Origin of the sequence: Christiangramia lutea, from assembly GCF_022489035.1 — a bacterium.
GTDB lineage: Bacteria > Bacteroidota > Bacteroidia > Flavobacteriales > Flavobacteriaceae > Christiangramia > Christiangramia lutea.
Genome location: NZ_JAKVTV010000003.1, coordinates 527,865 through 543,164, shown reverse-complemented (window position 1 = coordinate 543,164; position 15,300 = coordinate 527,865). Strand labels below are relative to the sequence as shown.

The 15,300-nt window shown below is 38.9% G+C and carries 10 protein-coding genes; 5 read left to right on the top strand and 5 right to left on the bottom strand.

Annotated features, from left to right (window positions below; genetic code table 11):
• Nucleotides 1-220 precede the first annotated feature (220 nt).
• Nucleotides 221-2,371 carry a M3 family metallopeptidase gene (locus tag ML462_RS11745; RefSeq protein WP_240714012.1) on the top strand — a complete coding sequence of 717 codons (2,151 nt, stop codon included), beginning with the start codon at nucleotides 221-223 and terminating at the stop codon, nucleotides 2,369-2,371.
• A 58-nt stretch (nucleotides 2,372-2,429) separates the two neighbouring features.
• Entirely contained in the window at nucleotides 2,430-3,002 is a 573-nt protein-coding gene (locus tag ML462_RS11740) for a pseudouridine synthase (protein WP_240714011.1), read from the top strand.
• On the opposite strand, the gene ggt is transcribed toward ML462_RS11740, so the two are convergent.
• The 5 genes from ggt to ML462_RS11715 form a co-directional block, all read right to left on the bottom strand.
• On the bottom strand, nucleotides 2,999-4,711 hold the full coding sequence (gene ggt, locus ML462_RS11735; RefSeq protein WP_240714010.1) for a gamma-glutamyltransferase: 1,713 nt from the start codon (nucleotides 4,709-4,711) through the stop codon (nucleotides 2,999-3,001). The genes ML462_RS11740 and ggt overlap by 4 nt on opposite strands.
• A 60-nt stretch (nucleotides 4,712-4,771) precedes the next feature.
• Nucleotides 4,772-5,329, bottom strand: a complete 558-nt coding sequence (locus tag ML462_RS11730) for a biliverdin-producing heme oxygenase (RefSeq protein WP_240714009.1) — start codon at nucleotides 5,327-5,329, stop codon at nucleotides 4,772-4,774.
• Nucleotides 5,310-5,870: a response regulator gene (locus ML462_RS11725; protein WP_240714008.1), complete on the bottom strand. Its 561-nt coding sequence runs from the start codon at nucleotides 5,868-5,870 to the stop codon at nucleotides 5,310-5,312. The genes ML462_RS11730 and ML462_RS11725 overlap by 20 nt, the downstream gene beginning before the upstream one ends.
• Nucleotides 5,871-5,936: 66 nt before the next feature.
• Nucleotides 5,937-8,147, bottom strand: coding sequence for an ATP-binding protein (locus ML462_RS11720; RefSeq protein ID WP_240714007.1), 2,211 nt, complete (start codon nucleotides 8,145-8,147; stop codon nucleotides 5,937-5,939).
• A gap of 4 nt (nucleotides 8,148-8,151) precedes the next feature.
• Complete coding sequence (locus ML462_RS11715; protein WP_240714006.1) at nucleotides 8,152-11,817, bottom strand: CheR family methyltransferase; 3,666 nt, start codon at nucleotides 11,815-11,817, stop codon at nucleotides 8,152-8,154.
• A 593-nt stretch (nucleotides 11,818-12,410) separates the two neighbouring features.
• On the opposite strand from ML462_RS11715, the gene proC reads away from it, so the two are divergent.
• From proC to ML462_RS11700, 3 genes are read left to right on the top strand one after another with little or no spacing between them, the layout of a single operon-like run.
• A complete protein-coding gene (gene proC, locus ML462_RS11710) occupies nucleotides 12,411-13,217 on the top strand; it encodes a pyrroline-5-carboxylate reductase (protein WP_240714005.1) in 807 nt (268 codons plus the stop codon).
• A 29-nt stretch (nucleotides 13,218-13,246) separates the two neighbouring features.
• Nucleotides 13,247-14,020 (top strand): glutamate 5-kinase, encoded by a 774-nt coding sequence (gene proB, locus ML462_RS11705; protein WP_240714004.1) that lies wholly within the window; start codon nucleotides 13,247-13,249, stop codon nucleotides 14,018-14,020.
• A 36-nt stretch (nucleotides 14,021-14,056) separates the two neighbouring features.
• Complete coding sequence (locus tag ML462_RS11700) at nucleotides 14,057-15,256, top strand: glutamate-5-semialdehyde dehydrogenase (protein WP_240714003.1); 1,200 nt, start codon at nucleotides 14,057-14,059, stop codon at nucleotides 15,254-15,256.
• Nucleotides 15,257-15,300: the final 44 nt, after the last annotated feature.

The window sequence follows — 15,300 nt, the reverse complement described above, 5'->3', positions numbered from 1 at the left end:
TCTTGTTTTTCCTAAGATAACGAGTTTAGAAGCGAACATTAGCTAAGAAATTTCTAAAGTTTTGTTAGCGGAAATCTAAGCACATTCCAAATCGTCTTCTTTACGTTGAAATATTATGATTCTTTCGGGCTATAAATTCCGATTCTTAATAACATAAAAAATGACCGATCCTATTTCTTTTAAGTTTGTATATTCAGGCGAATTTTCAAATCAAGAAGAAATGAGATTACAAATAAAAAAAGGCTTGAGTGTTTTTGCTTTGGTCTCCATAATTGGCTATTGTAATGGCCAGGAAAATGAAAAAGAATCTATGAAGAATCCGTTATTATCTGAATGGACAGGCCCTTATCAAGGTGTGCCTGCATTCGATGAAATGAAAGTTGAACTTGTAAAGCCGTCGATTCGAAAAGGCATGGAAATGCATCTTAACGATATAGACAAAATCACTGAAAATCCTGCGGAACCTACTTTTGATAATACTATTATTCCTTACGAAAAAGCCGGAGAAGAACTGGATCGTGCTTTTACTTATTATGGAATTTTCAGCAGTAATATTTCCAGTCCTGAATTCAGAGAGGTTCAGAAAGAACTGGCTCCAGAGATATCTGAGTTTACTTCGAAGATAAATCAGAATGAAGAGTTATTCGAACGTATAAAAAGTGTTTATGAAAAATCTAAAAAAAATCCACTTGATCCGGCTAAACAAAGGGTGATCGACCTTATCTATGAAGATTTCGCCATGCAGGGTGCCGAATTGGATAAAGAGGATAAGGAACGCTACGCTGCGATCAATAAAGAATTATCTGGACTTTATACCAAATTCTCAACTAATGTTCTTGCCGATGAAGAGAATTATGTGATCTACCTGAACGAAGATCAACTAGGTGGTTTGCCAGATTCTTACGTAAAATCGGCGGCCCAGGCTGCTGAAGATCGGGGCGAAGAGGGAAAATATGCGGTGACGAACACTCGCTCTTCCATGGATCCGTTTCTCACCTACTCTACAGAAAGAGAATTACGTGAAAAGGTATGGAACAACTATTATTCCCGCGGAGATAACGGTGACGATTATGATAATAATGAGATCGTAAAAAAGATTTTGAAGTTACGAGATGAAAGAGTTGAACTTCTGGGTTATGAGAATTATGCTAAATGGAGACTTCAGAATAGAATGGCCAAAAACCCGGAAAACGCCATGGATCTTATGATGAAGGTTTGGCCGGCTGCTTTGGCCCGTGTTGAAGAAGAAGTAGAAGACATGCAGAAGGTTGCCGATGCCGAAGGTGCCGAATTCAAAATAAAGCCCTGGGATTATCGCTATTATGCTGAAAAGGTTAGAAAAGAAAAGTATGACCTGGACAGCGAAGAAGTGAAACAGTACCTGGAGTTAGGTAATCTTACCGAGGCGTTATTTTTTACAGCCGGAGAATTATTCAATTTTAAATTTTCTCCGGTAGAGGAAGGAAGCGTTCCGGTATTTCATGAAGATGTAAAGGTTTGGGAGGTTAGTGATAAAAACACCGGGGAGATCGTTGGTCTGTGGTATCTGGATCCATTTGCAAGACAGGGAAAGAGATCTGGAGCCTGGGCAACTACTTACCGAAGCTACAATGATCTTACGGGCGCAAAACCCGTACTTGCATCAAACAATTCAAATTTTATAGAACCAGCTCCAGGTGAGCCGGTTCTGGTATCCTGGGATGATGCCGAAACTTTTTTCCATGAATTCGGACATGCTTTACATTTTCTGGCCGCAGATATCGAGTATCCTACTTTGAATAGCGGAGTGCGTGATTATACTGAATTTCAATCTCAATTGCTGGAAAGATGGTTATCTACAGATAAAGTGATCAATCAATTCCTTAGACACCATGAAACCAATGAAGTGATTCCGGCAGATCTGGTGAAGAAGATAAAGAAAGCTTCTACTTTCAACCAGGGATTCGCTACAACAGAGTTCCTTGCTTCTGCGATCATGGACATGAAATACCACACCACAGATCCGGAAAAAATAGATCCTGATACTTTTGAACGAGAAACTCTAAAAGAACTTAATATGCCTGACGAGATCGTGATGCGTCACAGGACTCCTCATTTCGGGCATGTTTTCTCAGGTGAAGGTTATGCCGCTGGTTACTACGGTTATCTTTGGGCTGATGTTCTAACATCTGATGCTGCCGAAGCTTTTGCTGAAGCACCAGGAGGTTTTTATGATAAAGAGATAGCAGAGAAACTGGTGAAGTACTTGTTTGCTCCTAGAAATGCGATGGATCCTGCTGAAGCCTATAAAAAATTCCGTGGTAGAGATGCCAAAATCGACGCTTTAATGCGCGACCGAGGTTTCCCGGTTCCTGAAAACCAGGATCAGTAAATCAAATTAAAATATTGAGAATGCCCTGAATTTTCAGGGCATTTTTTATTTTGAAACTATGCACAGACATTTTAAGATCTATAAACCTTATGGTTACCTAAGTCAGTTCATTACAAACCAGAAGAAGGCAGGTAAACATAAACTGTTGGGAGAGTTATTCGATTTTCCTAAAGGAACGATGGCAGTGGGAAGACTGGATAAAGACTCAGAAGGATTGCTAATATTGACCACTAATGGAAAACTTAGCACCAAGATCACGGCAGGCAACAGTGAGAAGGAGTATTATGTTCAGGTAGATGGAAAAATCACGGAGCATGCAATTGATAAGCTTAAAAAGGGAGTAGATATAAGCATAAATGGAAAATCCTACCAAACCCTTAATTGCGATGCAAGAATATTAAATAAAAGGCCGGAATTTCCAGAACGAGCAAAAGCTATAAGGGATGAACGCCATGGCCCAACTAGTTGGATAAGCATTACCCTTACCGAAGGCAAATTTCGTCAGGTAAAAAAGATGACTGCAGCTATTGGCTTCCCCACACTAAGGTTAGTGAGAGTAAGAATAGCGAATGAATACCTGGGCTCAATGAAAACTGGCGAAGTTCAGGAATTGCAAAATGTAAAGCTTTAGTATCCTGAGGCTTTCCCATCAAAACTCCTGGAGTCTGCTGCCCCATAGATTCTCCCATTCGCTGGATCTATAAATATACCCATTGCCCTACCCTGGCTTCTCCTGGTTCTAATTTCATGACCCATTTCCTCCAAAATTTCCCTTGTATCTGGAGAAAAACCCCAGGATTCCATATATGATGTATCTGGCAGCCATTGGTGATGCATACGTGGAGATTCAATGGCCTCAGCAATGTTCAATCCAAAATCTATCATATTTACGATCACCTGCAACACTGTATTTATAATGGTTCGGCCTCCTGGAGTTCCAATAATAATATAAGGTTCACCATCCCTGGTAACGATTGTTGGGCTCATACTTGATAACATCCTTTTCTCTGGCGCAATTTGGTTAGGCTTTGTACCTATACGACCTTTGGAATTGGTACAACCGGGAATCGCGTTGAAGTCGCCCATCTCATTATTCAACAGAAAACCTGCTCCATCTACCACGATCTTTGATCCATAGGACTGTTCCAGGGTATAGGTAAGAGAAACGGCATTTCCATCATTATCAATAACAGAAAGATGGGTGGTTTCTGTACTTTCATACGCCATATGTGCCTGGTTGAAATTTGCTGAATCACTAACAGATGCTCTGTTATGCTCTATAGTTTTTCTTAGTTGCTCTGCATGCGATTTTGAAAGCAATTGCTCTAACGGCATTTTTGGGTTGAAATCGGGATCTCCCAGGAACTGAGCCCTATCGGAATATGCCCGGCGCATTGCCTCGGTTAAATAATGTAAACTTCTTGCTGAATTATGACCTGTAGATCTGAGATCGAATCCTTCCAGGATATTCAACATTTCTATAAGAGCCACACCTCCCGAGCTTGGAGGTGCCATTCCATAAATATCATAACCGCGATAATTCCCTTTTACCGGCGGTAACTCCTGGGCTTTATATTTTTTCAGATCCTTTTTAGTAATTAGGCCATTTTCCTTTTTCATAAAACTGGCTATTAGATCTGCTGTTTTTCCCTGGTAAAAACCAGCTACACCTTTATCCCGTATTCTTTTCAGAGTTTCAGCCAGGTCTTTTTGGATTAGCAAATCGCCCGGTTCATATGGAGTACCATCGGGTTTTAAAAAAACCTTCGCAGTAGAAGGAAATTCTGACTTGTTCCTATCCAACCACTGCGAAAATCCAGCCAACGGTTCGCTTACCTCAAATCCATTGTCAGCAAGATCTATAGCCGGCTGAACCAACTCCTTCCAGTCTAGCTTGCCATATTTTTTATGGGCTGTAAACAAACCGGCGACCGTTCCCGGCACACCAACCGATAATATCCCGTCATGGTTGGAGTTTTCTCGCACCTTCCCATCCTCTCCCAAATACATCCTTTTGGTAGCTGCTAGTGGAGCCTTTTCTCTGAAATTGAAGGTAGTATTTTCACCGTCTTTTCCGTAATATACCAGAAAGCCTCCTCCTCCAATATTTCCAGCAGAAGGAAGGGTCACTGCCAGTGCAAAAGCTGTTGCCACCGAGGCATCCACAGCCGAACCACCTTTTTTCAAAATATCTTTACCAACGTCTGAGGCCAGATGATGGCTGCTAACCACCATCCCGTTTTCTGCAGAAACAGGAATTCTTCCTCCTTGTGCAAAAACAGGGAGATTTGATATTATTAAAAATAAGAAGGAAAAGCTAAGTTTAATGATCTGGTTCATTCCTTGGAGATTTGTGTAAATAAACCTAGCTAATATTTTTCTAAAAAGCCAATACTGGAATTAGCAATTATCGGGAACCAGGGCAAAAGCTTTTTGAAACAATAAGAAGGTATCTTTTGCTTTGGTCGCCGCTGAATTCACTTCGCCTTCTGTAAATTCCCTGGTGCGAAGATATTTTAGGAATTTATTCCAGCCTTTCATACTGCTCCGGTCGCCAGAGAAAAATTGTTGTTGACCTATTCCATTAAGATTTTTACAATTTTTGAGCTGCTTTCCTATGAGCATCCCTCCCATCGCTGATCCTTCAATAACATAGGAGGCACCAAGAGCTTCAGCTTCATTATGACATTCGAATTCAAGGTCAAATTCAAGATCATACATTCCTAATCCAGATAGGTCCTGCTTCAAGCGATTCGTTTTATCACTGCTATAATCAAGAAGGAATCTGGCAATTTCAGACTCGGCGCTTTTATAAGCTACATAATTCTGAAAAAGAAGATTGGTATAATCATCCATTCCTATAGAGTTATCCATGATCTTATTGGCGAGATTATCTTTCTCCAGTTCCTTATGCAGTTCTAAAGTCTCTTCTCGCAGTCTATCCAGCATCTTCATCATCTAATCTAAATTGATTTATGGCCTGTTTAATCTTTTCTACATTCTGCCTGTGTTCGGCATTATCTTCATTTATCTTATCGAGATAATCATAGATCTGATTTACGGTAATCTTATTATTTCTTATCTTTTCTCTAAGATCATCCCTGGCTACCATATTAAACACTACTTTTTTCAAAAGTGGTTCAAGTTTTTCTCCAAGATTATTCATATGTTTCTTCAAGATATATCCTGAAGCTCCATTTAAAATGGTATTCGCGGCTAGTTCTTCATCATTTATGGTTCCGGTTATGAAAATAAAGGCTATATCTTCGTCATATTCCTTAACCGTTTCCATAATATCAAGACCTGTACAGGTTGGCAGATTATAATCGGAAAGCACTACATCTGGTGCAAAGTTCAATAATTGTTCTTTACATCCTTCGATATCATCTGTCAACTCTATCTCAGGGTGCTTTACAATTTTATTGATCTGTCTCTTTATCAATTCCGCATCGGTCTCCTGGTCTTCCACCAATAATATTCGGAGAGAAGTATTGATCATTTATTTTTAATTATTATAAAGTATACGAAATTATCACAAAGTCGTATAACTGGCAATTTTGAATTGTTAAACATAAAAATAGAAAGTAGACCCTTTTCCTGGCTCACTTTCAGCCCATATCCTACCATTATGTTTTTCAATGATCTTTTTCACGATGGCGAGGCCTATACCGGTTCCCTTAAAATTACTGCCGGAAAACCTCGAGAAAAGATCGAATATTTCTTCTTTGAATTTTGGGTCAAAACCTATTCCATTGTCTTTAACAAAATATACAGATTTATTGTCTTTAGCCATGCAGCCTATTTCAACCTTCGGTTCATCCTCGCGTTCAGTATATTTAAGGGCATTCACGATAAGATTAGACCATACCTGGGCAATCATTCGCTTATCTCCCATCATCCTTGGCAGTTCACTTTCTACCTTGACAGTGGTACCAGAATAATTTACCCTAATATTAAAAGTCTCCATGATGTCCTCTAATAAATGATTTACCGAGAATATTTGCTTATCAAGACTTTGGCCGGAAACCCCTGCGAAGGATAAAATATTATCAATAAGCTCCCCCATTTCCTTGGTAGAACTTAAAATAGTATCTACAGCCTTCTTCCCGGATTTCTCAAGTTCATTATAATGATCCTCTTTAAGAATATGTGCATAACCATCTATTCCTCTTAAAGGCGCTTTAAGGTCATGTGAAAGTCCCTGACTGAATAGTTCCAGCTCTTCATGGGCTCTCATTAGCTGCTTATTAAGATTATCTATCTTGAGTTTCTGCTTCTCCAGGATAATACTACCAAGGCTTTCCCTAATTGCACCTGCTGCACTTATCTGGTAATCCAGCCAAGCATCAGATACCCCCGTTAAATTCTGTGTCCATTTTTTAAATGACTTCCGCGGAGTTATCCGTTGTTTTTCCTCGTCATAACCCGCTTTATTTTCAGGATTTCCGCCCCAATTCACCTTCTGTATCGCCTCAGGCCGGAACCATATAAGAAAATCGTTATTGCTTCTTCCTAATTTAATACTTAAAATTCCTGAAGCTGTATCGGTGAATTCCTCTGCCGGTGAATAAAACTTTGAAAGATTTTTCGTGAAATAAACCGCCTCGCTCTTACCAGACAAATAATTCCTGATGAGGGCCTTTACCTGCTCTTTATTAGGAGTTTCACCAACCAGGCGTAATTTATTATTGAGCATTAGTGCACCTCCTTCACAGTCCATAAGATCTGTAAAGATCACTTTCTTATCGGTTAGACCTTTCTTTATCTTGCTTTCAGATTCAATTTGCGTAACTAGCTCATCCCTTATCTTTCCCCATTCTTCTAATTTCTTTATATAGAGATTGGTCTCTTTTAAGGTTAGCTCGTTTGAGAAAATCTGGGTGAGAAATTCACAGGTTTGCCGGTGGTAATAATCAATGATCTTACTGGAATAGTGATGACAGGCCAGTAGACCCCATAATTTTCCATTGCTTATTAATGCCGCAGTTAAAGAGGCACCCACCTTCATATTTTGAAGGTATTCAATATGTATTGGAGATACACCTCTAAGCTCAGATCTTGAAAGATCCAGAGGATCGTTATTTATTGGAGATAATTCAGGTTCTAAGGGTACTGGTGAATAATTTACGTCGCCAATGATTCGTACTCTGTGCTTCATGAACAATTCACGTGATTGCCTTGGAATATCGCTCGCTGGATAATGCAGACCCAGCCAGCTCTCAAGCTGATCGGTTTTTTCCTCTGCGATTACCTCTCCATTCCATTCCTCATCGAACTTATAAACCATAACCCGGTCATATCCAAAGATATTTCGGGTGATCCTTGCCACATCAAAGCATAATTCTTCTGGAGACTCTGAAGCTCCCAGGGTATTTAGTATGTTGGATAGTTCTCGTTGATATTTGAAAGGATTAAGGTCACTCATTGCAGGCTCGAAGTCAACGATCAGGCTTTCGCCTGAAATATGAGGAATTGCAATAAACTCCACCTCGTTGATCTTAAATTCTCTTGCTTCGAGTTGTTTGCCAGACCTGATCTCTTTTCCCAGTTCATTGGCTGCTTTCTCGCCAATAAGAGCACTAAGGTTTTTAGAAAGAAGATCATTATAAGGAATTCCAAAGAACTCATCGGTGTTTCTCCCAATTTGAGTTATCTGCAGATTTTCCTTGTTACAGGCTACAATCACACCATGTGCCTGAGATTTTCCTATAATATGTATGGGTTCTTTCTCACAATTGGAGATGTCTACCTTTTCCGGGTAACTTTGCTGGGGCATCTTGCTATTCCGCTTTTAATTTAAAATAGAAGGTACTGCCCACTCCTTCCTGGGAATCTACCCAGATACTTCCTTCATGTAACAGAACAATCTTTTCTACGTGAGCCAGACCTACACCTGTTCCTTCCCTATCCTCATTTCCTGGCACGCGATTGAAGATTGTAAATATATTCTTCTGATCTTCTTTCGAAATACCTACACCGTTATCCATAATGGAAAATACCCAGAAGTCATTTTCTCTATATGCTGAAATCCTAATCTCAGGATCTCTATCTTTAGGAACATACTTTATGGCATTGCTTATTAGGTTCTGAAAAAGTAGCCTAAGCTCCACTTCGTACCCCATAAGTTTTGGCAGCGCCCCTGTATGTACTTTTGCATTGGAGTCCTTGATACTTTTACCCAGGTCATATTTCACCACTTCCACAATCTCTTTGGTGTCTATCATGGTTTTTTCCCCATTCTTACCAATTCTGGAATGTTCGAGAAGTGCCCTGATTTGAGCAGAAAGTCTGTCTGAGGCATTTTTGATATACTTAATGTAATTCTCACCTTTTTCATCAAGCTGACTCGCATACATTTTTCCAAGGACATCACTACCAAATTTAATAGTAGCTAAAGGTTCCTGAAGGTCATGAGAACAAATGGATACGAACTGCTCGAGGTCTCTATTCGCTCTTTCAAGATCGTTCTTCTGTTCCTTTAATTGTTCCTGAGCTTTCTTTAGTGCTGAAATATCCACGCAGGTATACCTTATAGTAACTAGGTTGTTATTCTCATCCTTTTCTGCGGTCGCATTCAGAATAACAGGGAGGATCCTGCCCTTACTGGTACGCATTTTTTGCTCAAGGTTGATAAGCTCACCGGATTTTTTGATACTACTCTTCAATTTCAGAGCCGTAACCTGTGAACCTTTAACAAACAGCTCATGAATTGGTTTTCCAATAAGGTCTTCCTTGCCTTCATATCCCAGCTTCTGTACAGCCTTTTTATTACACTGAACTATTTTCGAAGTTTTTGGATCTACACTGACATGTAAAACAGGGTCATCCTCATAGAATGATTTAAACCTCTGTTCACTCGCCATTAGCTTTTCCTTGGATTTCTGAATGGTCTCGATATCGATAAAGGAGATTACCACACCATCAACCTCATTATTAGAATCCATGTAAGGACTTATTCTCTGAAGGTAATTTTTTCCTTCCCTGGAAACAATATGCTTTTCCAGGATCTTTCCATTATTCAGAACCTTCTTACACCTGTCTATAAAACTTTGCTTCCTGGTTAATCCGAAGCTATTAATAAAATTATCAATTGGTCTTCCAATATCGCCATTAATAAGACTAAAATGCTTTTTGATAGCCGGGGTAAACTTCCTGATCTTAAAATCTGAATCAAGGAATATAACCCCAATATCTGTACTTTTAAGAAGGTTATTCATATCTGCATTCAAGGCCGCAAGATCATCCATCTTTTGGATATTCTCGGCATTTACAGTATTGATCTCTTCGTTTACACTCTGTAATTCTTCGTTGGTGCTTTGTAGTTCTTCATTCGAGGCCAAAAGTTCTTCATTGGCCGCCTGTAATTCTTCATTACTGGTTTCAATTTCCTCTAATGAGGTTTGAAGATCCTCTTTAGTACTTTTTAATTCATTTTCAAGGTTAGCAACATATTCTTTCGTTTGGTTGGACGGACTTATTTTAGCCACCTCCTCAACCTCATCAAAGTTAAGCTCCTTTTCAATGAAGGTGATCACATAATTCGTTTCTCCTTCCAGACTGTGATCTTTGAAAGGTTTAATTACAATATCGGCACCTATTTTTTTATCATCCTTCTTAACTACCACGTCGCGATAAACAACCCTTTCCTGTTTTTTGAACGCTTTGTTGAAGGTAGACTGGACAATATATTTCAGGTCCCTGTCCAGCATATCCAACAGGTTTATGGAAAAACCACTTAAAGGTAAGTTAGCATATTTCCTGAATTCTCCTACTGCCTGAAGAATATTATAATTTGAATCTACAAAAACTGAAGCACCTCCAAATTGTTCCAGAATAGTCTCATTAAGCTCGGTTTGTAGCTTTTGTTTAATTGGATTTGTACCAGACCCCCGGAATTTTTTCCTTTCCTTATCAGATCTATTTTCAAGTAAGCTGGCATTCAATTCGCCATTACTGGATGCATGGCTAATACCATTCTTTATCCTCGTACTTGGTTTAACGTTCTTATAAATCTTCCACCTTCTGTTAATTTCAGAAAAATTTTCCCGGTGACTTTGTACGCTTTCGCTGGTTCCCAAAACAAGTATTCCATCCTTTTTAAGGCCATAGTGAAGCATATTCATCGCCTTTTTCTGAATGCTGTTCTGAAAATAAATAAGTAGATTTCTGCATACCACCATATCCATATTACTGAATGGCGGATTCTTGATGATATTATGCTTGGAAAAGATTACCGTTCTCCTTATCTTCTCTGAGACCTGGTATCCATTAGATTTGCTCAGGAAATATTTAAGTAAAAGATCCTTGGATACATCGGCTACAATACTTTCAGGATAGATACCTTTACTTCCTATATCCAAATGAGGCTGTGAGATATCTGTAGCGAAGATCTTAAGTTCGATATTCTTACCCTGCTTCTCCATTTCTTCATGCAGACACATCGCGAAAGAATAAGCTTCTTCACCTGTACTACATGCCACATCCCATACCTTTAGTACTTCACCATCTTCTTTTTCTTCGATAAGCTTTGGAAAAACCTCTTCTCTTAAGACTTCCCACACCTTATCATCACGGAAAAATTTCGTTACACCAATAAGGAATTCCCTGTATAGAATCTCTACCTCCTCATCATCAGATTTCAGAAATTCATAATATTCGCTTAGGTCTTTACACTTACAAATATTCACACGACGCGCTACTCTACGGGCTAGAGTCGCATATTTGTACTCCCTGAAATCAAGACCTGCCTTTTGATCTATATAATTAAGGATCTTATTTAGTTCCTTCTCGTCATATTGAACATCTCCATCCTTGAAATGAAATATTGGTGGCGCAGAGATGAATTCAATTAGCTCCGGTCCCATTTCGTCCACGGGAAGAATATAATCTACCAGACCCGTATTGATGGCACTCTTTGGCATTCCATCAAATTTGGCTTCTGAAGGTTCTTGCACCATCACCATCCCATCATTTTCCTTGATCGCCCTAACTCCCCTGGTTCCATCACTTCCTGTACCACTAAGAATCACACCAATGCTTCTCTCCTTTCGTTGTTTGGCCATCGACTCAAAGAACATATCTATAGGAAGATTGAGAGTTTGATTGTTCGGCTTTTTAGTAAGGTGCAAAGAATCTCCGTCCAGCACCAGATTATTGGCTGGCGGAATTAAATAGACATGCCCAGGCTTGACCTCCATTTCATCGGTGATCTGGACAATGGGTAAATTTGTATGCTTTTTCAAAAGATCTCCCATCATACTTTTGTAATCGGGAGACAGGTGTTGAATTACCACATAGGAATTTATGTCGCTCGCAGGAATATTTTTAAAAAAGGATTTCAAGGCCTCTAATCCCCCGGCGCTCGCTCCAACAGCAATAATCCTGGATTGGTTAATTTTATTTTCTTTTACAGACTCAGCTGCAGGGCTCTCTTTGGTACTTTTCATCAATCTGAGTAGTAGGTTTTTACTCTGTAATAAAACAGAAATTCTAGAACCCGTAATAATACCATTTTCAATGAAGAAAAAATACTATTATTCAAACAATTATTGCGGTAAATAACAGTATTCCTAGGTTAATCACCTCGAATTCATTTTTAGTCTGATTCATTTGCCACGAGTTTTAAAAGCAACTTTTTTTAAAACCTGACATAATTACAGAAAATTGCCATTTCTGCAAATATTCCGAATTATTAAGAATTCTTAAATACAAATAACATTATTTTAAGAAAGTAATTAATTCAGCAATAATTACCAAATTTTGGCAAATATCATATCTTCATAATTACCTCAAATTAACAAAGATACTTTTAAATTTTAATCTCCTCTCTTGAACATATCACCAAAATAATAGGCAACAGTTTAAGATATTTTAGAGGATTTTATGGTTTTATTAATGCAAGCTTCCGCAAATTCAAAGTAAATTATTGGCTCAAAATGAATGCTAAACAATAGTATTGGCATTGTCGCATGGTATTTGTCCAATATTGGATGCAATATTTTGGCAGAGGGCCAATACAATTTGAACCAAAAAAACAAAAATGAAGACATTAGTTATTGGAGCAGGAAATATGGGATTAACTTACGCCGAAGGAATGGCGCAATCTGCAATGCTAAACAGAAGAAACCTTATGGTTTTCGATAAGTCGGCAGATGTGATTGCCAGGTTAAGAGATCTTGACCATTTCGACGTATATGAATCTCTTGAAGATTGCCTGCCCCAGGCAGATATGGTATTTGTTGCGGTAAAACCCTACCACTGTGAAGATCTTTTTGAAGAAATGAAACCAATGGTGAATAAGGAGCAAATATTTGTATCCCTTATGGCCGGTGTAACAATCGGTAAAATTCAGGATGGTCTTAATGTGAAAAAAGTTGTGAGAGCAATGCCTAACCTTCCCGCGCAGGTTGGAAAAGGTGTAACTTCCTATACGGAATCAAAAGAAGTTTCTCGAGTAGAATTACTAATGGTACGTAATCTATTAGACACTACCGGTGAATCCATACATGTAGAAAATGAGAATTATATCGACGCTTCCACCGGAATCTCAGGTAGTGGTCCTGCATATGTATTCTACTTTATGAACTCTATGCTGGAAGCTGCCAGGAAAATGGGCTTCTCAAAGAACGATTCCAAGGTATTGGTAAGTCAGACCTTTGAGGGCGCGGTAGAACTATTTAATCGAAATGACCTTTCTCCAGGTACCTGGATGGATCGTGTAGCTTCCAAAGGTGGAACAACCAGAGCTGCATTAGATTCTATGGACGATAATAATGTTAAGGATCTAATTAAGGATGCAGCCTATGCCGCCTTCGATCGTGCAGTAGAACTTGGAGAAGAAAAATAACTAAATTCAGATAACGAAAGCCTCTAAAAATGGATAATAAAAGAAGAATTGTTGTAAAGGTTGGAACTAACGTGATGACCAATAAGGACAATAGAATTTTAGGACCAGTATTAAAAAGCCTGGTAAGGCAGATTCACCATCTTTATGAAGAAGATATTATGGTGGTTCTTGTTTCTTCAGGTTCTGCTATCGCAGGAAAAGAAATTCTTGGTGAAATTAATATTGAAGACGATAGTAAACGTAGACAGGTTTATTCATCGGTAGGACAACCAAGAATGATGAGACATTATTATAGTATTTTTCATGATTACGGAATGAGATGTGCCCAGGTGCTGGCCACTAAGCGAGACTTCAGCCCTGGCATACACAGAGAGAATATGATCAATTGTTATGAATCTTTACTTTCCGAAGGAATTATTCCAATTGCGAATGAAGATGATGCGGTTTCTGTGACCATGTCTATGTTCTCTGATAATGATGAGCTAGCCAGTCTTGTTGCTGAATTGATCGGTGCAGAAAAACTGATCATTCTAAGTGATACCGACGGATTATATACCGGTCACCCGGAAGCTGATGATTCAGAAAAACTGAATAAAGTTCAGGTAGATGAGAATGTTGAAAAATACGTTCAGGCATCAGATAAAGGTGAAGGTGAAGGCCGTGGAGGAATGGAGTCTAAAATTAAGATCGCTAAAGGTACTGCATCCAAAAACATTACCACTTACATCGCAAACGGTAAGCGAGAGGATGTGATCCTTGATATTATGGCAGGAAAACCTGTTGGTACTAAGTTTACCTCGTAGAAAAAACTAGATTAACAAACTAAAGAAAAGAATAAAATGAAGTTGATAAAATCTGAAACCAAAAATAACGTACTTAAATCCATGATTAATATCCTGGATAAAAGACGCAAAGAAATTATTAAAGCTAACAAACAGGATCAGGATGCTTTTTCCAGAGACGACCAGGCACTTTATGACAGGCTGGTAGTTGATGATAATAAAGTTGATGATATGATTCGTTCCGTAAGAGAGGTTATGGAACAGGACGATCCAGTTGGGCAGGTGATCGAACATCGTAAGCTGGATACTGGATTAGACATTACCAACAAAACGGCTCCTTTCGGAAATATTCTAATAATTTATGAATCAAGACCAGACGTTACTATTGAGGCGGCAGTTCTTGCATTCAAGGCTAACAACAAGATTTACTTAAAAGGAGGTAAAGAAGCCATAAATAGTAATAAGATCCTTGAAGAGTGCTGGCATGAAGCTCTTCAGGAAAACGGATTGGAGAAAGATTGGATCGAACTATTGCATATGGATAGAACAGAGACTCAGGAATTTCTGAAAAATCCTCCTCATCAATTAGATCTTATCGTACCACGTGGTGGTGAAAGATTGATTGGTTTTGTAAAAGAACACGCTACCGGAGCAGTTCTGGTAAGCGGTAGAGGAAATAACTTCCTATATGTATCTAAAAATGCCGATTTTGAGGTAGCTAAGAAAGTGATGCTTAATGCTAAGATCGATAAGATCTCCGGTTGTAACGCGCTAGATAAAGTTCTTGTTGATAAGAATATAGAAGGCTATGAATCTAAATTGAAGGAGCTTCAGGAATTGTTCAGAGATAATAAGGTAAATATTCTTGTAGACGAAGAAGTATCGAAAGTTCTGACAGATGAAGAAAAAGTTCCGAATGAAGATACCTGGTATGAAGAGTTTCTGGCGATGAAGATCGTGATTGGAGCTATTGATGGTCTGGATGCAGCAATCGATAAGATTAACCAGTATTCCGGTGGACACTCTGCCTCAATTATTACGAAAGATAAAGATGAGGCACTCACATTTATGGAGCAGGTAGACAGTGCAGCTGTGTATCACAATGCTTCTACCAGGTTTACAGACGGTGGACAAATGGGAGTTGGAGCCGAACTGGCAATTTCTACAGATAAGCTACACCACAGAGGTCCGTTAGGATTGAAACAACTTGTAACTAACAAGTATTATGTCCTTGGTGAAGGCCATGTAAGAGTGTAATGGCTTGAGCTATATAATTAAAAAAGGCGCCTAAGGGCGCCTTT

Bases quoted from the DNA above. Each gene is read 5' to 3' on its own strand.
- ML462_RS11715 (WP_240714006.1), bottom strand. From the start codon at position 11,817: ATGAAAAGTACCAAAGAGAGCCCTGCAGCTGAGTCTGTAAAAGAAAAT.
- ML462_RS11745 (WP_240714012.1), top strand. From the start codon at position 221: ATGAGATTACAAATAAAAAAAGGCTTGAGTGTTTTTGCTTTGGTCTCC.
- proC (WP_240714005.1), top strand. From the start codon at position 12,411: ATGAAGACATTAGTTATTGGAGCAGGAAATATGGGATTAACTTACGCC.
- ML462_RS11725 (WP_240714008.1), bottom strand. From the start codon at position 5,870: ATGATCAATACTTCTCTCCGAATATTATTGGTGGAAGACCAGGAGACC.
- proB (WP_240714004.1), top strand. From the start codon at position 13,247: ATGGATAATAAAAGAAGAATTGTTGTAAAGGTTGGAACTAACGTGATG.
- ggt (WP_240714010.1), bottom strand. From the start codon at position 4,711: ATGAACCAGATCATTAAACTTAGCTTTTCCTTCTTATTTTTAATAATA.
- ML462_RS11740 (WP_240714011.1), top strand. From the start codon at position 2,430: ATGCACAGACATTTTAAGATCTATAAACCTTATGGTTACCTAAGTCAG.
- ML462_RS11720 (WP_240714007.1), bottom strand. From the start codon at position 8,147: ATGCCCCAGCAAAGTTACCCGGAAAAGGTAGACATCTCCAATTGTGAG.
- ML462_RS11730 (WP_240714009.1), bottom strand. From the start codon at position 5,329: ATGATGAAGATGCTGGATAGACTGCGAGAAGAGACTTTAGAACTGCAT.
- ML462_RS11700 (WP_240714003.1), top strand. From the start codon at position 14,057: ATGAAGTTGATAAAATCTGAAACCAAAAATAACGTACTTAAATCCATG.